At 45.4% G+C, this 23,473-nt stretch carries 14 protein-coding genes; 6 read left to right on the top strand and 8 right to left on the bottom strand.

Translation table 11 applies throughout. The features are described 5' to 3' along the window. Positions 1-85 precede the first annotated feature (85 nt). The 3 genes from K3T83_RS33265 to K3T83_RS33255 form a co-directional block, all read right to left on the bottom strand. Entirely contained in the window at positions 86-712 is a 627-nt protein-coding gene (locus tag K3T83_RS33265; protein WP_220207219.1) for a toll/interleukin-1 receptor domain-containing protein, read from the bottom strand. A 485-nt stretch (positions 713-1,197) separates the two neighbouring features. Beyond that, positions 1,198-1,686 carry a toll/interleukin-1 receptor domain-containing protein gene (locus K3T83_RS33260; RefSeq protein ID WP_220207218.1) on the bottom strand — a complete coding sequence of 163 codons (489 nt, stop codon included), beginning with the start codon at positions 1,684-1,686 and terminating at the stop codon, positions 1,198-1,200. Between the two features lie 442 nt (positions 1,687-2,128). After that, entirely contained in the window at positions 2,129-2,998 is an 870-nt protein-coding gene (locus K3T83_RS33255) for an IS982 family transposase (protein WP_220207217.1), read from the bottom strand. Between the two features lie 215 nt (positions 2,999-3,213). On the opposite strand from K3T83_RS33255, the gene K3T83_RS33250 reads away from it, so the two are divergent. Continuing rightward, complete coding sequence (locus tag K3T83_RS33250; RefSeq protein WP_220207216.1) at positions 3,214-4,860, top strand: IS1182 family transposase; 1,647 nt, start codon at positions 3,214-3,216, stop codon at positions 4,858-4,860. Positions 4,861-5,198: 338 nt separating this feature from the next. Here K3T83_RS33250 and K3T83_RS33245 read toward each other — a convergent pair whose 3' ends face one another. After that, on the bottom strand, positions 5,199-6,803 hold the full coding sequence (locus K3T83_RS33245; RefSeq protein WP_220207215.1) for a hypothetical protein: 1,605 nt from the start codon (positions 6,801-6,803) through the stop codon (positions 5,199-5,201). Positions 6,804-7,274: 471 nt separating this feature from the next. Here K3T83_RS33245 and K3T83_RS58065 point away from each other — a divergent pair, with 471 nt between their 5' ends. After that, positions 7,275-7,475: a WD40 repeat domain-containing protein gene (locus K3T83_RS58065; protein ID WP_373324626.1), complete on the top strand. Its 201-nt coding sequence runs from the start codon at positions 7,275-7,277 to the stop codon at positions 7,473-7,475. 201 nt (positions 7,476-7,676) lie between these two features. On the opposite strand, the gene K3T83_RS33230 is transcribed toward K3T83_RS58065, so the two are convergent. The 4 genes from K3T83_RS33230 to K3T83_RS33215 form a co-directional block, all read right to left on the bottom strand. After that, on the bottom strand, positions 7,677-9,458 hold the full coding sequence (locus K3T83_RS33230; RefSeq protein ID WP_220207213.1) for a 5'-methylthioadenosine/S-adenosylhomocysteine nucleosidase family protein: 1,782 nt from the start codon (positions 9,456-9,458) through the stop codon (positions 7,677-7,679). Between the two features lie 294 nt (positions 9,459-9,752). Further along, the gene (locus K3T83_RS33225) at positions 9,753-11,273 is read right to left on the bottom strand and encodes a radical SAM/SPASM domain-containing protein (protein WP_220207212.1); all 1,521 of its coding nucleotides are present in this window, start codon (positions 11,271-11,273) and stop codon (positions 9,753-9,755) included. 120 nt (positions 11,274-11,393) lie between these two features. Further along, a complete protein-coding gene (locus tag K3T83_RS33220; RefSeq protein ID WP_220207211.1) occupies positions 11,394-13,658 on the bottom strand; it encodes a tetratricopeptide repeat protein in 2,265 nt (754 codons plus the stop codon). 401 nt (positions 13,659-14,059) lie between these two features. Then, positions 14,060-15,640: an NB-ARC domain-containing protein gene (locus K3T83_RS33215; RefSeq protein WP_220207210.1), complete on the bottom strand. Its 1,581-nt coding sequence runs from the start codon at positions 15,638-15,640 to the stop codon at positions 14,060-14,062. Positions 15,641-16,342: 702 nt separating this feature from the next. Between K3T83_RS33215 and K3T83_RS33210 the strand changes: the two genes are divergently transcribed. The 4 genes from K3T83_RS33210 to K3T83_RS33195 all read left to right on the top strand — a co-directional run bounded on the left by K3T83_RS33210 (position 16,343) and on the right by K3T83_RS33195 (position 23,429). Next, entirely contained in the window at positions 16,343-17,326 is a 984-nt protein-coding gene (locus K3T83_RS33210; protein ID WP_220207209.1) for a hypothetical protein, read from the top strand. A 78-nt stretch (positions 17,327-17,404) separates the two neighbouring features. Beyond that, positions 17,405-18,988, top strand: coding sequence for an ATP-binding protein (locus K3T83_RS33205; protein WP_220207208.1), 1,584 nt, complete (start codon positions 17,405-17,407; stop codon positions 18,986-18,988). 6 nt (positions 18,989-18,994) lie between these two features. Then, entirely contained in the window at positions 18,995-21,670 is a 2,676-nt protein-coding gene (locus K3T83_RS33200) for a tetratricopeptide repeat protein (RefSeq protein WP_220207207.1), read from the top strand. Positions 21,671-22,133: 463 nt separating this feature from the next. After that, positions 22,134-23,429 carry a radical SAM/SPASM domain-containing protein gene (locus K3T83_RS33195; protein ID WP_220207206.1) on the top strand — a complete coding sequence of 432 codons (1,296 nt, stop codon included), beginning with the start codon at positions 22,134-22,136 and terminating at the stop codon, positions 23,427-23,429. Positions 23,430-23,473 lie beyond the last annotated feature (44 nt).

Here is a 23,473-nt window from a genome sequence, read left to right as displayed (position 1 = left end):
AACTTGCTGGTGTTCAGCTAGAAGAAATTCCACACCAGTTTCATCTGCATCCCCAGCGCTTCCGCAGTACCAGAGCGTATGAGAATCAAGGTAAGGCGAGATAACATCTTTCACACGCCGTGCGACGCGACGGCAACCACGTTGAACCAGTAATCGCCACAGTTAAAGGCACCTGTTTAAGTGGTCTCATCGGTTGAGACTGCGGGCTTAATGGAGTTCGCCTCACAGCCTCCTCTAAGCTAGCGCGCTGTATATGAGCAACGGCAGCCTTGATACCTAATGCTATATTAGTGAATGCTAGGTCACGGTTTGTCCAAGTAGTTACAGGTTTTCCATCCTTAGGCAACGCCTGAAGTTGGCTAAACGGCGCTCCTTGCCAATCACATGGTTTCAATATGATAGGAATCACGCGAGCAGTTCCGGCATCATGTCGCTCGATTGCCCGCATCACTTCGACGTCGTAACAGTAGCGCAATGCTAAGAAATCTGCACTGACTAGTAGGAGGATAACACAGACCGTCTCTAGGTGTTCGTCGATTATGCCATCCCATTCTTGCCCTGCTTCAATCTTGCGATCATGCCATCCAGTAATCATACCTGAATTCTTCAAAGAGGCGAGATGAGTTTCTAATCTATCTCGCAGTTTTTCGTCTTTGTGAGAATACGAATAGAAGATTTCAATCACCCTATTGTTCTCGCGTGCCACACCCATAGCTTCGTTCCTTTTTCTGAAAGGCAATGTAGACTCAAGGCAGTGTCTATGAAAGTCAGAACCTCATCCATGATGGTGAAGTGAGGATCTTTTGCGCAAGATCTCATCATTGGATATGTGAGAAAAGCGGATTTATGGAAAACATACCTTATTTCAGCACAAAAAATAATGATTGGCCACAAAAACTGGCTCTCGGCAGCCTCAATGATTTTGGGAAGACTGCGGGGGAGCCAAAAATTTGCCGATTTGTCAGATAAAGGCAACAGCAAGAACCAATTTTACAGGCAAACACAGCTTGCCACTTTATGAAAAAACGAAAAATCTTTGGTTGTATGTTAACGACAATCAGCACTTTCAGCAAAGAGTATTGGCGAGATTCACTTTTTAACCTCTGCCATCTTCTCAAAAAGAAGCAAGTCTATATGGCGAAGCGAGAATCATTATTTGACAAAGCACACCTAACAGTTTAATAGAAAAGGGTGCCATCATGGTAACTTTAAGGCTTCCTTAATACTTTCAGCGACGCTGACCCAGACAGCCTGGCGTTGTCCTTTTGTCATGGCACTCAGAGGATTGGAGGGAACATTCACCGTCTGAAATTGAGCAAGTGGACTATATTTGAAAGCACTGGGTGAGAGAATAACGGATAAGATGACCACACCTTCTTGAGCGGCGGCAGTCAGCAAAGGGGGTAACTCTCTGGTGGCAATAAAATCCGAAGCAAGAAATTCTGCACTCACCAGAAACACGGCCACTTTCGCGGATTGTAGCCCGTGCGTTATTTTCTCGGACCACCTCTCCCCTGGCTTAATCATAGTGTCATCCCAAAAGTTGATCATGCCATTGCGAGTATGAAACTTCAAATGGGCGTGGAGTTCGCTCAGATATTTGGCGTCAGAGCGACTATAGCTGATAAAAGCCTTATCGCGTACAAATCTGGAAGGTTCCTGGCCGGTGTTTCTTTCATCCATCATATTATCACGCCTTTGTTTTATAGACACATCCACTACTGCCGTCATTTTATAGTATCACCGTACTTCTACGCAATATATTTGTAGAAATGGAGCTTTGCTATTGCATGACAAAGAGTTCTTGTAAGCTTCTAATGATCTTATTAGTGCCTGCGACGCTCGGTTCCTAAGTTCGGCGTCATGTCGGAAGGTAAGGGGCAGAAACGGGCAGGAAATAATTCTCTTCTATTCTGAGCAGGTCTATCCTCTGTTAGCTATTTCTCAAAGGATATGCAGTTACAAGAAATGTTTGTTTTCGTCTATATATTTAGAAATATTTATATACAAAATAATTTTTATGTGAAATAAATGCTGTGGCAACTCAGAAGTGATTATAATCGTAAACAGACAATTTGGTCCGATCCCCAAAAACTAAGAAACGTCAGTTTTGGATAAACTAAATGGATCAAGCAGCCAATAGAGCGAGTTGATCGAGATGCAACCCTGGTTTCTTGTCTTGATGGCTGTAGGCAATCAGCCCAGCCACCAAATGAACGACAAAATTGATCGGGCTACGATGTCGAGAATGCTCAATTTGGGAAATGTTTTTGAGTTGGTCGATGATTGACTCGATGATGACTCGTTTGCGCAAGAGGAGCTTGTCTGAAAGGTGCATGAGATGATTCTTCATGTTTTTGCGCAAGCGGGTGATGAGGTGAAGCCCTTGTTCAAAGAGGAGTTGCGTCAAGGGAGCTGAGAGGTATCCTCGATCTCCAAACAGCTTGCCCCGCAGTTCCTTGACGAGTATTGGGACAGGGCTTCGATCATCAACATTGCCGGGAGTCAAACAGCAAGCCAGCAAATCGTCTTGCTCATTGACAGCCAAGTGCAATTTGAAGCCGAAGAACCAGCCCATGCTGGTCTTCCCTCGCTTGGCATCAGTGGCAAAGACACGATGAGAGCTGATGCGTTTGGGATCACACACCTCCAATGAGGTCGAGTCAATGAAACTGATCCCGGTGCAAGACCCGTACTGGCTCTGTAAGTACGCCAGCATCGGAACTTGCACAGAAGCAATGAGCGCCACAAACCGCTGGTAACTGACCAGTCGAGGAAATTCGCTCCTCAAATGAACCTGGACATGTTCGGTGTAATAGGCTTTAAAGGTGCGATAGTGCGATTGGTGGAAATGGATCAAGATCGTTATAATCTCGCTTGGGCATAACTGCCCTGGTCTCAGACGTTGCTTCCCAGTGGCGAGCTGCGAGGCTTTCCAGTGGGGAGCAAATGCCAGCCAAAAATCATCGACAGCACAAAACAATTCGAGTACACTCATGGCTAGATCCCTCCGATGCTGGAATAGAAGCTCTTCATCTAGCTCCTAGTTTAGCTCATCGGAGCGGGATCTGCTTATCCAGAACTGGATACCGTTGGCGAACCAAAAAAAGAAGAGATACAATCAGAGGAGAGAGGGAAAAGGACACTTCATGAGGGAGACAAAAAGATAGTTTGTGGTTCTCGATAGAGAGAAGTGAGAAGGAAAGAACAGCGATGAGTCTCCAAAGCAGCAATATCCCCCCAATTCCTCCAGAAACCATCTTAGTCGCAAAAGCAGCATTTCCGAATGGAAATGTCTACATGCAGATCCGTGATGAACTGGGAAGTATTTACGACTATGCCCTCTTTGCCAGTGTCTATGCAGAAGTCGGCCAGCCTGCGATTGCTCCCTGGAAGCTTGCCCTGGTGAGCGTGATGCAGTTTGCAGAGAATCTGAGTGATCGACAGGCTGCCGAAGCGGTTCGGGCGCGGATCGACTGGAAATACGCTCTCTCGCTTCCCCTCGGTGATAACGGATTTCATTATTCAGTCCTCTCAGAATTTCGAGGCCGTCTGCTACAAGGGAGTCTAGAAAGCACATTGCTGGATGCCTTCCTTGACCTCTGTCAGCAACAAGGCTATCTTCGTGCTCGTGGACAGCAACGAACCGATTCCACGCATGTGCTAGGAGCAGTCAAAGTCCTCAATTCTCTCGAACTGGTCGGAGAAACATTGCGCTACGCTCTCAATGTGTTGGCAATCGTCGTTCCAGACTGGCTGAAGCAGCAGGTCAAGCCGGAATGGTTTGATCGGTATGGACAACGTATGGAAGATTACCGTCTCCCCAAAGACAAAGGCGAGCGTGATGCCCTCAGTACCACGATTGGTGAAGATGGCTTCTTTCTCCTCGCCTGTATCCACCAAACGAAAGACATGGAATGGCTTGAGAAGCTTCCAGCGATCCAAACCTTGTCAGAGGTCTGGAAGCAACAATATCGCCGCGAGCAAGGACAAGTCTCTCGTCTGACGCCAAAGGAGATGCTTCCTGTTGGAGAGTGGATTCGTTCTCCCTATGATCCAGAGGTTCGCTATGGTAAAAAACGATCATTCGAGTGGATAGGATACAAAGTGCATCTCTCTGAATGCTGTAACGATGATCTTCCCCATCTCATCACGCAGGTCGAAACGGTCCCAGCAATTGAACAAGATCATCATGCATTAGTTCCTATCCAAGCAGATTTAGCAGTCAAAGAACTCCTGCCCGCGCAACAGCTCGTTGATGCTGGCTATATCAGCGCCAAGCGGATCTTGCACAGCCGAGAAACCCACGACATTGATTTGATAGGACCAGTCCATACCGATCCTAGTTGGCAAGCCCGCACCCCTGGAGCCTTGGATGTGGAGCAATTCCAGATTGACTGGCAGCATCAGCGGGTCACCTGTCCACAGGGGCAGCGGAGTAGCGCTTGGTATCTCAACCGAGACGCCAAAGGAGAGTCGATTGTCCAAATCTTCTTTCCCAAACAGATCTGTCAAGTGTGTCCTGTTCGGGAAACATGCACCGATGCACAAAAAACGGGACGAAGTATGACACTGCGGTTTCCGAAAGCGCGCCATGAACTCTTGCAGGCAGCCCGTGTGCGTCAACAAACGGAGGAGTTTAAGACGGTGTATCATGGGCGAGCAGGGATTGAAGGAACCTTCTCGCAAACGACTCGAAACACTGGCTTGCGGAGGTCAAGGTATATTGGTCTCGAAAAAACACATCTCCAGCACATTCTTTCAGCGGTAGCAACCAATCTTCTGCGCTTTGTGCAGTGGCGAACTGGGACTCCCTGGGCGAAAACTCGTACCTCACGCTTTGCTGCTTTAGCCGCTTGATGGAGAGTTCACCAACGGTATCGAACTCACGTTAATTAGCCTAGCGCTTAAGTGGGCTAACGAAGCCCCTTAGAGAAATGACATGCGATACAGTAAGCCTATCTCTGGAAGAGTTCTAAGTTTTCTAGCATTACGAAAACAAACCAGCCTCAGTCCCTCTTTTACCAAATCCCCTATATGTATGTTATTGAATTCTACGTTAGCACCAGGAAGTGAACAGCTTATTTCTACCACCGCACAACCATCAAAAACCGGACTGTGATAGGGGAGGCTGGCTTACCACGACTTGATGAGCATCCACGCAGCATTGATCTGGGCAAGCCGCAAAGATACTCAGATTATTCCAACGCTCTTTTATCATTGTTGTAATCTTTGCGCTTGTAAAATCTGCGTAGATCAACGAGTTGTTGATGGTTTCTTGCTATCATGCTGGTAAGTGAAAATGTGTCTAGAGAATGCTCATTATCTCTGCCGCCAACTTGCTGAGCGGCTGCAACGATCTTCCGTAACGCACTAGCTCCAGTCTCTTCAGAAACGTTAGACAGTAGCTTCCATTTATTCTCAGCTTTATCAAAGAGAAATTCAGGCGATGAAGAAAGGATAGTTCGTATCGTGGATCTATTGGGCTGATGTTGTTGTCGTTGACACAGCTCACGATAAAGTTCAAGAAAAGCTTTTCCTTGCAGAGCTGAAGCAAGAAGAAATCGCAAACTGCTGCGATAACTTTCGAGAAGCGTAGAGCGCACTTGAGCTAACGCTGTAAGATCAACGAGGCGTGCTTCCTCTTCAAAGATTTCTGCATTTTGTCCCGCCAAGCTAAATGTAAATCCTGCGTTACTCCAGTAAATCTCTAAAATGGTTCCGGCCTCTAAAAAAGCTAACTGGTCTGTAATATCTGGGCCATAAATACGATGATGTGTCATGTCAAGCCAAATAGTCATCTCACTCGCATCAGCAAACCAGATACTAGGAAACATGGCAATATTATCACTCTTTTGTTCATGTGGATAAAATGCACGCATTTGAGGTGGAACAGGAATATACCCTTCGTTTAAATGGACAGTGAGCAATATTACTTTCCATCTATTTCTCTTTGGTATCTGCTGAGAAAGCAACGATAGTTTTTCATCGAAAATTTCCTGATGTATTGTTTCACTTGCACTCAGTTCATTCGCTTCTATCGGGACTAGAAAAGGGGATACTTGAGCACTTTTTCTTCCATTGACAGAAAGCACTGCATAGCGACGATTTTGGATAGGGAGAGGGAGAAGTTGTTTGGGAAACCAAAGATCCCTACCGACTTTCACCCACTCATCCCTCTGGCTTAACCATTGAGTCAGTTCAGCGGGAAGCAAAGCTTTCAATGAAGAGAAGTCAGATGTCAAATGCTCTATCTGCTCCAAAAATTGGAAGATAGTCCAGGGAGATCGCCTTTCTCTAGGAAAGGCAGCAAGCAACTGATCCGCTAAACTCTCAAGAGCTTGCTTTTGTTCAACACCCAGGCGAACCTTTGCAATCTGCTGGCTCAAGCTAATGCAATAGCAGCCTTCCTTGTTTTGCGACAGAGAAAGGCGCTTATCAGCTCGGCAGAAAACATGAAATATTTCTTTAGCACTTTTCTGGTCCAGTTGCTGTAGATAACGTAGAAGGTCTTCTCCATCCCACTCATCATGAAGCAAACTATCATAGATGCGTTGGTTCGCCATTGTATGGATGCTGAGCAGCCATTGTCCAGGAAAAGAAACATCCAGCAAAGCGGCTTCCTTAAATCTGTTATCCTCACGCAACAACATATCTTCTCCCTGCTCCCAATAAGTTTGCAAAACATCTGCTTCAGTGAATGTGAAACGTTGTTGACTATTCTGATAAGCTGTAATCCAGTCATTGAGTTCTGGTATTGGTGCTGGCTCAGCAAGAAAGATATGGGAGTCCTGATGTTGCATATAACAATCCTTTTCTATCCCTATAATTTTTTCTCAAGATAGTTCTAGAAAGATGCTTTCATTTCCTCTACCAGAACTTCACCAGCCAGAAAATCTCTACCAATTGATGAGAGAGAAAGACAAACATATTTCGCCTGATCCCCTTGCGGGCCTGGACGCGAACGTTCCTGTAAAACGTTTTCTCTCATCTATTCCAGCCTATCAGTGTCCATTTCGAGCGTAAAATGCCAGAGCAATGCCTATGGAAGAGCAAGAAAATCTGCTGATGTCTATGAGCGTTGCTGCCCCGGTTGCTGCCCAAAGCTTCCGGTAAAGGCAAGGTAGGAGGCTTCCCAACACCTCCTCGTCCTCAATAGAAATGGCTTGTTCCTAGCTCACTTAAGTTACAGAAATTCGCTCTCCCACAGACGTCTCAAACTCTGACACCTGATTCTGATTTTCGAGTTTCCTGTCTAAGTTGCTCTATCCAGGATCTATAGTGCGGTTTTCAGCCCCGAAGATCGCATACTGGCAAGCGGCAGTGAGAATCAGACAGTACGTCTCTGGCAAGTAGACCCTCAGAAATGTATTCACATGTTGCACGATCATTCTGATAGAATACGATCAGTTACCTTTGGCCCTGATGGAAACACACTCATCAGTGGTAGCCACGACGACACTATTAAAATATGAAATGCACAAACAGCCATGTGCCTACAAACACTAAAGAGTGATAGACCGAACATATGAATATTACCGGCCTGCAAGGCATCACCGAAGCGCAAAAGATGGCGCTCAAAGCTCTGGATACCATCGAAAACGGAGCAAAAAGAATAGCAGACATATGTTTCTCTATTTACATAATGCCGTCAGCATAGATACCTTGTCTGTCTTTTACTTATCTGTAGTTTTTTGCTTTGGGCGACGATGATGCTTGAGGTTACTCCGCCTTAGTACATGGAGTGTAAAAATCGCAGCATTTTTAGCTGCTAATTGTTGCCGATCATTTTTCTGCACATGTTTATTGCCATCGGCCCAATCGCAAATCGCCTTGACAACAATCCAATGCACTTTTTTATCAGAAGCTGCATGATACAAGCCAATACCCTCCATCTCACCTCCAATGGCATCTGACGCTAGGCTGCGTAACGCATCGCGATAATCTTCGTGATCTACTAGCTTGGAGCCGGAGAGGATGAGACCAAAGTCAATCTTTGGTGGTTTACCTGGCCAGGTATCAGGTGGCGAATATTGGGCAGCCATAAAGCGACTAAGGAGCAGTGTTGATGCCGTAACTCGTTCGCCACGATTTTCAAACTTAGGTTTATTATCAGGGCCAGAACTCACGCGCTGGGGATCGTAGTTCTGAATGTACTGAGAGACCAGTATATCTCCAATATCATGTTTATTTGCGTCTATGCCAAAGGCGATGCCGATCATAATCACGTAGAGAGGGGAGAGTGCTTCAATGGCTTCTTTAATACTAATATGTGAGCCCGCAGTACCATTTGAACCCATATGCATTTGCTGGGTCAATACTACCTGCAGATTATTGGTCAACCCCAAATCGAAATAGATTTTTTCACGTATTGTGATCTCCTTGTACCCTGGAAAAAGTTCTAGAACGGCCTTTGTTTCGATTGGTGTTGTTGTTGCCAGTAAAACATCCGTTTTCATTTTGTTTTTTGGGGCTATGTCAGAATTTTTCAATGTGTGGATTGATGACTTCTGTGGTGCTGACTGCATCTCTAAACTTTTTTTGCTTTGTTCAATTGATGCTTGTAATTTGCGAACTTCGCTGCGCAGTGCATTGATATCATGAAGGGCGGTTCGACTGAAATCATGTAAGGAATTAAAGTCAGGCGCGATCAGAGTACGTAGACCATTACAAAAGCTTTTGTAGGTGGTTTGAATGTAGTAGAAGTGCTCACATGACTGATACTGAGCGAGAAAAGCGTCTTTGGCAGCTTCATCTTCATTGACAAACCAGATCGTTTGCAGCGAAGCGGGCAGCGCTGAGGGCAGGATATTATCCCAAGCCACTTCCCAGTCGACAATAAGCAGTTCTCTTACCTGCCATTTTTCTAGCAACAGTCTAATGATACGACTGTTCTCTTCATAGACTTTGTTGTTGTTCAGGCTGTAGATAAAGGCCGGTTCATCGTTGTAAAGGCGTATAAGTTGGCAGACATTGGGCCGTTTATTGCTCTGGATCTCCTGGATCGTATAGTCTGGCTGCCAACTTCCAAGCGCAAAATCCTCAAAATGATGCTGATACTTCATCCCATGTCCAATGAAAGCATTGTAGAGCAGATCGTCCATATTCAGCGAGAATATGGTATTGAAAATATTTTGCTTCACCAGTTCGGCCAGACAAGTATCTTCTGTTGCATACATCGAATTCCCTATTGCGCTAGTGAGCAGAATTTTGATGTCCTCAAGAGAGCTCTTGTTTCTCTCTGCTTTCAGTATAGAGAACGCTTCCCTAAACTGTTCAGTCATGGAAAGTGCTACCAGACTTTTCGGGCTCAAGAGAGACATATCTTCGAAAAATTTCGGATTACGAAAGAGAGCCCCTGCTTTTGTACCCAGAATCAGGACCGTTTTCAGTTTTTCATGCTTGCGGCTTTCGAGTGCTTTGGCTAAGTGCTCAATCTCTAGACGTGCTTCTTTCATTGGCATGATACTCTACTGACATTGTGAAAAAGTTTTAACAAGTCTGCATGGCTGCAGTCCTTCTTCTATGGAAGAACAGAAACAACACAAGGAAAAAAAATTTTCCTGGCTCTTACCTTTTCCCTTTAACATGCCATTCCACTTTACGTAACTAATACCAAATATAGATTATTTTGCGTTTTGCACCAGCTATACCCATTGGTGTTTTTAGTTCCGTAGTAGAATGCACATTCATACCACAAAAAGAAACTCATCGCTACCAGTAGCCGGACGACTTTAAATATATTCTCTACATTATAAAATAATTGGTGTCGTATATGTCAATAGACGTAAGGCTTCGAGTTGTAATACGTCGGGAAAGAGCGCTTGATAAATATGGCAATTAGGAGATTGAATATCATAGCGGCCAGTCATCCTATAGGTCAATGCAGGGCAACCACCAGTACACCAGTAGCGCCATATGCAGTCGCGGCATCCTTCTTTCTCGTCAACACTAAGACCTTGTACTCCTTCACGATCATCACGAATGAATTGTAACGGATCATCCTCTGCTACCGTCGTGACCGTACGCTTCATCTCCATATGACATTTTGCAACTTCGCCGCGCTGGCTAATAGCCATATAATTATGACCAACGCCACAGGTATGATTATGCTTGCTCTGCAAATTTGCTTTATCGATCAGTGAATTGAGCAGACTATATCTGGGGAGGTGCTCTGCGATCACAGCAAACGCTTCACGCATACCCACAATCATGCGTTCTTCGTCCAGATGTAGGTCTGCATGATGGACTGAGAGATTATTTTCACGGTAATAGTTGAGCGAAAAGGGCAGGTTGCGTTCAATAAGGTAACGCACGAGCATTGGAATACCAACCAGATTGCGCGATGACACAGTCACTGAGATAGATGGGAATACACCATGCTCAAGTAGCCGCGAGATTGTCCGATCAACGCGTGTAAATGAGCCGCGACCGCCTGCTAGGGGACGCTGACGGTCATGGTATTCTCCTATACCGTCCAACGATATCATTACATCAATTTTGCGGTTCCGCAATTGCTCAATCACGTGCGAGGCAATATAAACGCCATTACTCAGCATACGTGCTGTTAAATTCAATCTATGCCGTTGTGCTTGGGACAGTGCATAATCATGTATCTCAAACACATGATTAGCTTGCAAACTTGCTTCACCACCTGCATAGTGCAGACGCACGCGTTTAAATCGATGCTTGACAGCGGAGCGAAAGATAGCGTCAACTGCTTGCCTAGCAGTGTCCTCCTGCATGTGCTCGCCAGATTTCGCGACGTAGCAGTAGTCACATCGTAAATTACAAGCATTGGTCACATGTAACCAGGCAGCAAGCATATCAGATGCACCAGGAGTTTGTACTTGGATAGGTGCATGTATATTACTTAGTATTCCATAGTGATAGAGGTGAATTGTAGCTGCTTCGATCTGTGATGCAGAAAGGTAGTCAAGGCGCTGTATAACTTCACTCAGGGTTGTAGGGTATTGGAAGCATTGTAACAGGGCGAAGGCTTCGGCATCCAATAGCATGATCAATCCTGAGCCAATCGTGCAGCATACCAGTGTATATTCTTTGGCAAATGTTTGGATAAATAACGGTTGTGCATGCTGCAATGTACACATGGATAAATATTTCTGCAAATACTCAAACTGCGAGTGATCTGTACATCGAGAAAGGTTAGTATATAGTTCCGTAGCGAATGCATCATCTGGACAATCTTTACAATCGTGTCCCTGATCAATGCTGCCTGGATTTCGTGGTGCCATGTCAAGCCAAAGTTTCATTCTTGATACCCTTAAAATTTTGTTGTGCGCAACGCTATGTGTACAAGGCTTCTAAGAGATTAGGATATCTCAGCAGCGCAAAATTATACCCTTTTTGCGATGTATCTGGCATAACAATTTTTAGATTCCCATCATGCTCTGCACTTCTTCACACAAAACAATAAATTCTGGAAAATTTTGCTCCAACCCCTGCGCTTGCCAGTATTTAATCAGCATCTGAGTAATCTCTGCTATTTGCGTGCTTGGTATTTGTATTAGCGTATCGTTCAGGTTGCGCAAGAATTTATTATACTTGATCGAATTATATAAGGCCATAAAACGGCACGCCTCGCCATAATAATGGAATGCTTCTTGGTATGCTCCTTTTTCTATGTAAAAGTCTCCCAATCCTTTGCGAGCCACACCAAGCAGGTAATTATAGTTATATTGATAACAAATGCCCTCGGCTTCTTGTAGGGCCTGGTCGGCTTTTTCCTGCTCTCCTTGTTGTTTATATATTTTGACCAGATCGATCAACGATTCCGCCTGCTGATAGGGGTCGTGAACCTGTTGTGCCAATTTAACTGCACGCGTTAATACTTCTTCTGCTTCGTGCAATTGTTGCCTTCGCATGAATATGTGACCTTGCTTATTTAGACTATTGATCTGCGATTCTATATCAATACCACCAAGAGCACTTATGTATGCCTTTCTGTACCATTCTAGACTCTCGTCCAGATTGCCTCGTGCATCACTCAATTCTCCAAAGCGATTATACATAGTTGCCTGTCCCTTTTTACTACCTAGACGTGCAAAAATGTCAAAAGCTTCCTGGAAACATTTCTCCGCTTCCACCAGATCGTCGATCTCCGTGTAAATGTTGCCAATGGCATTCAAGCTCCAACCAACAAAGATCTCGCTGATCTTGCCCTGCTTGAACTGATCAACACGGATACGCCAGGCAACTTTTGTACGCCGTAGTGCTTCATCGATCTTACCTTGCAAACGGTATACACTACCAGAACTGGTGAGAATGCTAGTATAGACATTTCGGTTGCCTAGCCTTTTGTGCACAGCAATACTTTCATCAAAATACTGTAGAGCTGTATCTAATTGTCCCTGGCGTTGGTATGTTGCGCCAAGCCAGTTAAGCATAGAGGCATAATCAGAATCATTGTTTTGTATGCGTGCCAAGTCTCTCGCTTCGCTAAAGGCAGCAGTAGCTTCTAAGTATTGACTCAATTGATAATAGCATGTTCCTTTTTCATACACAATATCTGTGTACTGTTTCTCAATCCATTTGGGGTCAGCCTCGCGCTCTAGTTGCTCGTAGAGCACAAGGGCTTCTTCTCCCCTCTCCTCCTTTTGCAATAATTGCGCTTCGTAGCGTTTCAACATATATTGCTGCTCAGTCGATAGCGCAGATAGAAACTTGTTTGTTTCTAGTAGCAGAGACCGTGCGAACGCGCTTAGCCATAAGAGGATAGCCTTGGAGAAGTTGCGCTCAAAGAACCCGTAGCCACTGTCAATATCAAAGAATAACTTGTGATAAAGAAGCTCAACTGTATAGGCCTGCCGTAATTCTTCTGAAAGAACTCCAGAAGTAAGCTTTTTCTCATAATATGAGATTACATATTTGCTGATCTCTTTACGTGAGCGTTTGTCAGGATCAAGCTTCTCCCAGCAGTATTTGTTGATCAGTGGGCGCATTTCATCATGGAGCACAAAATCATCGCTGGCAGTGCTTGCACGCCGCACAAACGACAATTCCAGTAGCTGCTGTTTCAATATGGTATCATCGTTTCCAAAAAGGATGTCTTGCATGCCTGTGCTCTCGAAGAGCCAGTGGAGTAGCTCAAAATTAAAACGGTGATAGGTATGTGCCATATAGAGCAGTATTGTATCGAATGGGCGCTCAAAATCGTTGATCTTTGCTACTAGGCTCGCCTCAAACTGCACGAGCGAAATGGATGCCAGCGCTTTTATTGAGATTACACGGCGGTTCAGTACATCATTCACCAGGCCAACAAGGATTGGTCTGCCCTCCGTACGCGCATATAAGAGTTGCATAGATGCATTCAAGGCGTCCTGATCGACCGTCGATAATTGCTCAAAATATTGCTGCATTTCTGCTTCATTAAACGGTGCAAGGGCAACTTCGAGCACCTCAGACTCACGATCACGCCAGTTCGGCTGTAACCAATCGAGTTGATTTCTCCCTGCCACAACAGCCCCTATTTGTTCAAAACGATAGTCATCTGGAAATGATTGTGAAAAGCGTAAAACCGCAATTACTGGATTCTGCTCGATCAGTTCATATGTGTCAAAGAACATCAGCAGGTACTTCCGCTCCTCCTGTAAGTGCTCACTTAATCCGCTAAGATCAGCAAGCAGTGCATCGGCCAACCTGCTGCGTACTTCGTCTCGATTTTCCTTTCCCTGTTCGATAGTTTTCAGGTATGCTGGTAGCTGCTGCCTGTATCTTCTGGCTTGCCATGTTGGGTAAGCGGCTTCTAATGCACTGGCTACGCGATCACTAATAGTGAGACCATCCCGGTCAGCTATGTTGAAGAAGTCGATTCGTACAACTACGATGTCTGGATATATATCCCTGGCGAGCTTTTCGCATTGTAGCAGCAACGATGTCTTGCCAACTCCGCCTTTTTTCTCTGGTTGTTCTAGCGCGTCGTGGAAGTATAAGATCCAAGGGGCTTCAGGAGAGTTGTTGCGTAACCATTCGCGGAAGATGGCCAGTTCTTTTTCTCGTCCAATGAAATGTCGAAAGATCTCTTTTTGACTTTGCATGGCTAGTGCTCCCCTTCTAAAAGTTGTTGGACTAGAGATGAGAAAAGCTCTGCATGCTGGCCGAGTGCAGTCTTGAACTCTTCATCTTCGGCTAATGTTGCAAATAGCTGTGCTGAGAAGATCTGGACATCTTCTTCGTTAAGTTTGTGAAGAAGCTGATCCAGATGCGAACGTTGATCAAGTATGTGCGGGTCTTTCAGAGTATAATAAAAGAACTCGCGCAGAAAACGCTCCGTATTTGTGCCCTGTCGCGCTAATTGGAGATTGGTCTGTGCTCGATGCTGGTAGAGCAATGAATGAACCTTTAGAGTTTGTTCGCTGCTTAATTGCTCCTGAAAATCTTTGTCTTGCGAGAATTCTTCATAAAATTGCTCGAATAAGATGGGCGATTCTTTGATAATCTGTTGTACAGCTTGCTCCAAAATTCGCGACATCTCCAGCGGCTCTACTGTAAAGGCACTATGATATAGGTATTCTCGCATATATAAAATATGATCAGTGCCAGGAATTGTATCAGCCAGTTGTTTGTTAAGACTTGCCAGAAAACGATGGATCTCTAGGTAGCGTCCATCTTGCTCTATTTTGCTCTTCAAAAGATAGATATGGCGAACTGGAGCATCAATAGAAAAGCCTGCTTTGAGCATGTTCCAACTCAGTATACCAGTCTCTCGAATAATTTCCTGCGATAGATTTATATAGGCAATACTGCTCTCACGTTTAAGCGTAGGCTCAAAACGCTCGATCAGCTCTTGCATGATCACGACATTAAAACGCCGGGGAATTGCCAGCAGTAGCAAGGCTGTCTGATATTTGTCGCGCAAAGACGGTTTTAAGTGGGCCAGTACTTTCTCTTCGATGACCTGGTGAAATATTTGTTCCATCAGTGGTTGCTGGTTTGCTGCTATACGCGGATCAAGTCCTTGCTGGATAATCGCGTTGGTCATCACCTCAATTGCTAATGGGTAACCTCGCGTCCAATCATAGATATAGTCACGTACCTCCCGATTCGGTGGAGTGCCGACTTCGTCGAGATAGTCGGCACAACTTTTTTGATCGAATGGTTTAAGTGCGATAGAACTAAGTTTGCGTGCTACGGTACGTGCCGATTCAAACGCCAACACTTTTCTGCTTGTGAGAACAACAAAAAGCTTGTTTTCATCAATTACTTCACTTAGCGTATTTGCTATTCTATCTATCAGCTCTCGATTCAACGGATCAACCGCATCCAGCAGCATAACAACTACTCCCCGTTTTAGCAGGTCTTTGATTGCTATTATGGATTGTTGCAGTGAAGAAGTGTCAGGCTGTTCATCAGAAAAAAATTTATTATAGCGCCTAACCTGTTGGATGACACTTTGTGAAAACTCCTGCGCAGTTTTATTTGCGGCAATACGGATGTAGGGAATATGCGCTTGCTCACAGAGACCTTCTATATGCTGCACGATTGATGTCTTACCTATGCCATCAATCCCGTGGAAATCGATAATAGGGGTACGTAAAAGGACATGCTTGTAGTCTCTTAATGCTTGTAAAGATTCTCTTATAACCTCCTTTTCTTCTTCTCTATTGATAAATGTTACCATTCTACTACTCCATATATCTCAATAATTACGCTAGCGATTGGCATTCCTGTCTCCCTCACCTGAAACGAATGTATTAATAGCCCGTTTTAAACTACGAAGCTCTTGCTTCACTGTTGCTAAATCATTAAGAGTGTCTTCTCGCATAGCCGAAACCTTTTTTGCCATGCGCCAGAAGCCTTCGCAAACTCTGTCCAGCGCAGAATCGTCCGCTCATGGTCCCTATGTCGCCAACAAAGGGTTTGTTGGTAAGAAGCTGAAGCAGCGCTGGCGAGAGCAGTATTGAGTTGGTAACTCCACCGCATCAGAACCAGAGAAAGGTCCATTGGTCCAAACCACTACGGCGCTTGCTGGCTCATCTTCGACAAATCATCGAAACCGTCAATGGATAAGCTGTTGAATACCTTTCGCTGCGCACATGGGCGACCACAGAACATCTAGCTCGTTTGGCTGCCAAGGTGGGTTTGCACAATTTTTGTATTTGGTTCAATCTGCATCTGGACTGGGCTCCTTTAGCCTTCGCTAAGCTGCTTGATTGCTAGTGGACGTAGATAGATGCATTTCACACAACATATGGACAACTTAGCTCTTTAGATGTTATTATAGCATCTGAAATATGAGCTGAATATCTGCAATTCTTCAGTGGAAGGAGATATAGTTTTTTCACCTCAATAGTTGCCGTGAATCATAAGTGTAAGGCTTGATATGATGCCAGAACCTGAAAAAGTGGAGATAACGGCACTCGTAACCTGGCTAGGTATGCGAAAGAAAATCAAGAACCCAGCTGTACTTTTCCTGGGTGCCAGAGCAGGAGGATTATTTCGTAGCCAGGAGTTATGCGATATCCTTCAGCCCTTCAGTAAACGAACTCTGCATGAGCTTTCCCAGAGCCACCGCTTTGAGGAATGCTATAAAGTACTCAGCCAGCGCCAGTTCAGTGAACGCGAGTTAGATAGTATATTAACTCAATCACTACAACATATCACACATACTGACGCTGATGTATGCATCGCGGACATGGTGAAGCAAGGAATCTTTGATGTGATCATTTCTAGCAATATCGATGATCTGATAGAGGATTCGTTTGTCCAGGTCGAAATGAGAGAACTATTTGACTACGATGTATTTATCCCGGAACACATGACACCAGAAGGAAGTATCTATCATGAGCGGCCCCTTCCTTGTAAGGTCATCAAGGCCTTCGGCGCACTCTCCTCCAAAAAATACTGCATCATTGAAAGAGGAGCCTATCTGGACAGCAGCCAAAACCTGAAAAACCTGTTAGAAACTTATCTCACACAAGACGTGTTAGCCGTTGGGCTGGATCCTACCTGGGATGAGGAGATTCTACGCATGTTTCCTACTCAGGGCGGTGTCTTCTGGCTGGTCGGCGAAGAAGAACTGATGAATCGCGCAGTGTTTGCCCGTATCGTCCGGGCCAGGCAAGCGAAATATTTAGTCGATAGTGAGCAGCACGAAATTTGGAAAGCCATCTACTGGCATCTCCACGGAGGAATGCCTATTAACTTTCAGTTGATCCACAATATTGACCGACAATTACAGGCGATTAGCCGCGATATGCAACTACTCAAACGGGACACACAAGACATCCGCAAAGATGTACAAGAGTTACATATCCTGTTCCAGAGACTATACGAGAGGCAATTAACGGGGCATGACAAAACCTGATCGTACTCCTCAAAGGTATTGTGAGAAGTACAAATTCGGCCGATATTTACTAAAAAATAGGCATCGATTTCAATGGAGATGATGATGAGTACCTTTGTGAATAGAGAAGTAGAGCTGAAACTTGTAGACGAAGCATTCAGCGCTCTACTCAGCAAGCAACGACTCCTGCGCAACCCCATTGTCGATTTTTACGGCACAGGGGGTATTGGTAAAACTTCGCTTTTAAGAAAAGTCGAACAGATATGTCAAGATAAGCATATTTTTTCTTTATGGGCAGACGCGAGTCAAAGCGATTCAGCATTTTCGTCCACCATCGTCGAGCAGGTCGAAAAATATGGCGTGCAGATTGTACCACAAGAAGAAACAGATAATCTCCTCCATCAATCTATCGACGCAACCAGAGCACTACTACAACAGGGCCCAGTTGTTTTGTTACTAGACGCATTAGACACAGCCGATAGCCAGTGTGTGGGCAGAATTGAAGCCCTGTTGAAGAACTTTGTTAATGAGAGACAGTTATTTGTAGTTATAGCGAGTAAAAGTACCATCTCATTCCAGAATGAACGCTCTGTGGCACGTAAGCTCACCTCTGTTCACTTGCCCCCGCTTGACCGTTCTAGTTGCGAAGCCTACTTGAAGAGTCCCGGGAGTCAGATCCCATCAGAACTCTATGGAATTATTTTTGAGTGGACGCGGGGCTTTCCCCTGGCAATGCAGGCTATGACAGAGGCAATCAATGCCGGTCATGATCCTCGCCATACTCAGGATCGACAAGAAATCCTCGCTGTAATTAAAGATCAGGTTATCAATCAAAACGTACTCGCTAAAGTTGAGCCAGAGAAACGCGCCCACTACTATACTTCCCTCCGTTTATTTTCGGTACCCAGACGTTTCAACTTGATGATCATGCAAGATCTTATCGAACGCTTCGCTCCTGAGCTGAAGCGTGAAAGCAATCTGGCCTATTTCGCATTACCCCGAGAGATCCAGCAAGCAACAGAAGTACTCAAGTGGAATGTGCCGCGTGCTGGCTACTCTGTAGATACTCCTGTACGCAATATTTTTCTCCTTGAACTCAAACTGGAGCAATTGGACGACTATATCGCTATCCATAGCTTTTTAGCTGAGACGAATAAGCGCTTAGCTACGGAAGTGAACGGGCCAGATCGAATACGATATCTACGCGAGTATCTCTACCATAACGCCATCAGGAATAACTCGCTCAATATGCCATCCATTCTACAGCAGGTTACTGAACAAATCACCACAGAATCTCCAGAAGCTTTTTCACAATTTTATGAAGAGTTCATGCAAGATGAAGAGTTGAAAGAGGCTTTAGGAGAACATCTAACATTTTCTCTTGCACTTATACATAGTCATCTGGCGAGTATTTATAAACAGCTTGCCATTAAAACTACCGGAACACAACGTCTGCACTACTGGGGCGAGTTCCTTTTTCATGCTATCCATGATCCGCAAATGACGGATCTCACCTCTATGCTACAAGAGACGTTGACAACACTTACGCAAGAACTTTCTCCTGAAGAGGTCACAAAACTGTTCCAGAAGCTAGCACACAACAAGCAATTTGAAGACTCTCTTGGGGAGCAGCAGGTTAAAAACTTTCGATCGTTCTTACGCGACAATCATCTAGAGGGGTAAGCCAGTATGCAACAGACAGAACAGCATTTTATTGGCCGCAGCAAAGAGCTGGCGAGCTTTACCGACTGGCTCAATGGCCCGACCACACCCTGGATTTTGTATATACACGATGCCGCTGAGCGACAGGAGAAAAAAGGTGGTATTGGTAAAACCTGGTTACTGAGAAGATACCAGGAACTGGCACAACAGATCTGCGGCAACATAGCTATCGTCGCTATCGACTTTTTTAATCTGACTAATAGAGACCGTATTGCGATTGCAAAGCGTAGCGTTGAGGCGCTACAGATAGCCTATCCGCAGTGGTCAGCAACCTCCTTTGAGAAAGCTCTCCATCACACAGCAGAGGAACACGATACCACAAGCAGCGACGCCCGTGATAGCCTATCTGCAGCACTGGTCACTGATCTGCAAAAGCTGAATGCTCTGCTTGCTAAAAACGAGAAAGCCCTGCTACTCTTCTTCGACACCTACGAACTTGTCGAGCAAAACCCGCTCATTGCGGTCTTAGGCACCAGGCGCAATTTTCCCGATTCTTACGAATTTCCACACACTCGAGTTGTCATAGCCGGGCGCAATCGCATTAACTGGAGCCAGCCAAACTGGCAGGGGCGAGAGCAGGAAGTATGCGAGTTGGCAATCGCCCCTTTTAGCCCAGAAGAAATGGCACAGTATCTCGATGCCGAGTCACTCTATAGTATTCCGGCACAGAGTAAAGAGGCGAAAATACTACACCATCTCACTGAGGGCCGCCCTATTTTAATCGGCTTAGCTATCGATGTACTCAATCATCGCACTATCACCTTGCCAGAACTCGTGGCGGTCCCACAAGAAGAGTTTGAGCAGTATCTTGTACCTCAGATCAGCAAGCTGGAAAACCCGCTCAACTGGGTACTTATGTTTATGGCCCATGTCTATCATCGCTTCAACTTAACAATTCTAGACTGGATCTTGCAAACAGAGGACTTAAAAGACATTGTATACCATGTACAACAAGAGAAATTAGTCGCCGACCTACCAACGCTCTCATTCGTGCGTCGCTCAACTTCTGGCGACGATTTTGTCTTACACGATGAGATGCGCCGCTTGGTGACAAAATACTGCTGGGGTACACACGATCCTGATCACCGCTATCGCCAGGCCATCAGCCGCGCCATGATAGCCTACTATAAGCAACAGCTAAAACAACAGCCGTCAAAGCCACCCCTGAGCCAGCAAGAACACCAGGCATATACTATCGAGATGCTCTACCATCTCTTATTCGTCGATATCCAAATTGGTCTGGAATACTTTCGGGAGCAATTTGATGCTGTACTAAATCTATGGAACAGTTCTTTTGCTCGCTTACTGCTGCAAGAAGCACAACAATTTACAGAACAGATGCACAGTCATCAACTGTTTGACCTGTTACTAAGAGAAGCGCGGCTACTGGCAGCAGAGGAAAACGCCAGAGCAGCACTTGAAATATTACAGAAGGTTGAACACCAGGCTGATACCAAATGGTTAGAAGAGCATCGCGAAACTCTTTTCTCTCAAATAGGCCAGTGTTATCTACAACAAAGCAAGCTCGCTGATGCCATTGATTATTACACCCGTAGTAGAGACATCGCCCACGCGCACAATGACATAGAGAAGTACGCGTACAATGTTGGACAACTTGGCTATATTTACCGACGCCAGGGAGAGCTTGACAAAGCCATCAAGCATTATCAAGAAACCATCGCGGTCTATAAAACAATCGATCGTCAGCGAGATTACGCCGATGTCCTGAACAGTATGGGCAACGTCTACCGCTTCCTCGGTCGAACAGACGAGGCACTACGCTGCTGCAAAATTGCGCTGCGCATTCGCCGTCAGCTCCTGGAAGCCGGGCAAATCGGCGAGCGCCCAATTGGCCTTAGCCTTGCTACCCTGGGGCTAATCTATATGAATGCAGAAGATATTGTGCAGGCGGAACGATATTTCCAGGCAGCTATAGACATTTATTACCGCATTGATTATAAATCGGGAATAGCCGCAACGCTGAATCGCCTGGGGCAGGTTGAGATTGCAAAAGTAGATCGCCAACAGGCGGAGATAGGCCACGCCAGCTTGCAGCATGCCCAGGAACTCTTTCAAAGAGCCGAGGTTGTCGCTTACGCTCTCGACGAAGAAGCATATATCAATAGTTTAAACAAACAGGGCCGTATTCTGGCACGACTGGGCAAACGAGCGGAATCAGCAGAACTGTACAGACGAGGCATCGAACATGCAAGGAGAATACAAGATCACTACCAGGAAGCTGAAGGTCTGATCGATCTCTGTGAAGCTCTGGAGTATCTAGAAGAACATGAAGCATCGCAACAGGCGTGGTTGGAAGCCAAAGAGATTGCCAGTAGAGAACATTATGCTTTCTTGCTGGCACGTGGGGAAGAAATTCAGGGGGATCTATATTATATTGCTGGCAATTATATGAAAGCCTACGAGTACTATGCCGAGTACTGCTATCAGGCCGCATTGTACAACGAGCTAGCGTATAGCAAAGCATTGCGCAAACTAAGTGATTCACTGGTCGCCTTGACTAGCGACCAGATTACGCCTATTGTAGACGCTCTCATTCCTTTGTGGGAAACGAAGGAGAAAAGCAAAGACTATCCCCAGTTTGTTGCAGCATGTAATGAAATAAAGGAATTTATGTTTTTTTAGGCAAAAGGCTTGCAAAATAAGCCACCACATTCCTTAGATAATATATTCTTATAGAATCGACCATGATCGATATAGATCATTGTATGCATATCACCTGGCAGACACGAACCCTTACACGATAGAAAAACCGTAAAGCGTGTGCCAGAAGTACTGGCATTGGAAGTGATGCTTAATCTAACAGGATGTGCAGATGAAAATTTGGCTCGATACTACTCCGATGCCTCACTTTGTGGCCGACAATGGGGTTAAATACAATGATCGTAAGGACAACAACTCAGATTATTCAGAATGGGCAGACCATAGCGTCACTAGTGGCCCGAGGTATAGTGAATGTAAGGATTGTAGTATGTACAATCCCATCTATCACCGACCTCTTCAAAGTGATATGCACGATATACAAACGCACACCTTCCAACACCTAGCACCTGTACACGTGCAGCCATGCGGAGATGATAGGTGGCTAGTGTGCAATCCCACTGCAGTAGGGCAGATAGCTGTAGTAGATGCACAAGCATTAGAGCTGATTCAGCATTTTCATTCGCCAACGACGCTGGCTGCGATCCTCTGCCGACATCCGCAATGGTCTCCTCCAGCCGTGACACATGCTGCAACTCTATTTTACGAAACTGGCTTCTTACAAGACATCAACCAGCCAACACTTGCCGATCCTATAAAGCAGACGCAGACGTTAGCGGCATGGCTGCATATAACAAATGCTTGCAATCTGCGTTGCCATTACTGTTATTTACATAAGAATGAAGAAAAGATGACCAGCAACACTTCCCGCCAGGCGGTTGATGCCGTTTTCCGCTCTGCCGTAAAACATCATTTTCGGCATGTCAGACTCACTTACGCCGGTGGTGAGGCAAGTTTACAGCCAGACCATCTCCTAGCCATTCACGACTATGCAGCCCAATTGGCCGAAGAAAAAGGCGTGCAGCTTTCAGCCTACACTTTAAGCAATGGAGTCTTTCTTTCACAGAAACTTATTCAGCAAATCAAAGAGCGCAAGATTGGTATTGGCATCTCCCTCGATGGAGTTGGCGACGACCATGATCGGCAGCGCCCATTTATGAGTGGCAGAGGATCGTTTAAGTATATCGACAAGACCATTACGCGACTGCTGGAGAACAAGCTTATACCACATATCAACGTGACAGTTTCACAGTGCAATCTGGAAGGTCTTCCCCGCCTTATTGAGTACATCCTGAAGCGTGAGCTAACCTTTACATTGAGCTACTATCGCGATAACGAATGGTCCTCCAACAAGAGCGATTTACAGTTTACTGATGCGAACATAATTGCAGGAATGCGTGCAGCATTTGCAGTAATTGCACACCATTTGCCACAGCATCGCTTGCTTGGTTCATTAATAGACAAGGCGGATATGACTACCCCTCATATGCACACCTGTGGCGTCGGGCGGAATTACCTTGTGATTGATCAACATGGAGGCGTGGCAAAGTGTCAGGCAGACATCAGGCAGACAGTTACAACTATTGATCATGATGATCCTCTAGCTGTCATCCGAACTGATCGCCACGGTGTGCAGGACGTTGCCGTTACAGAGAAAGAAGGTTGCCGCGACTGCCAGTGGCGTTACTGGTGTACGGGTGGTTGTCCACAACTTACCTATAGATTGACTGGGAGAAGTGATATAAAATCTCCCAATTGCAATATCTATAAAGCACTCTTTCCTGACGCACTCCACTTAGAGGCGTTGCGTTTACTCACTTACATCTCGCCATTTGTGCTGTAAAACAGCAAAGAAAAATCGCCTCCCGGATTTTAAAACGAGCAGCG

It is taken from the genome of Reticulibacter mediterranei, assembly GCF_016587455.1.
The sequence above is the reverse complement of the archived record's forward strand: the minus strand, read 5'-3'. Positions and strand labels throughout refer to the sequence as shown.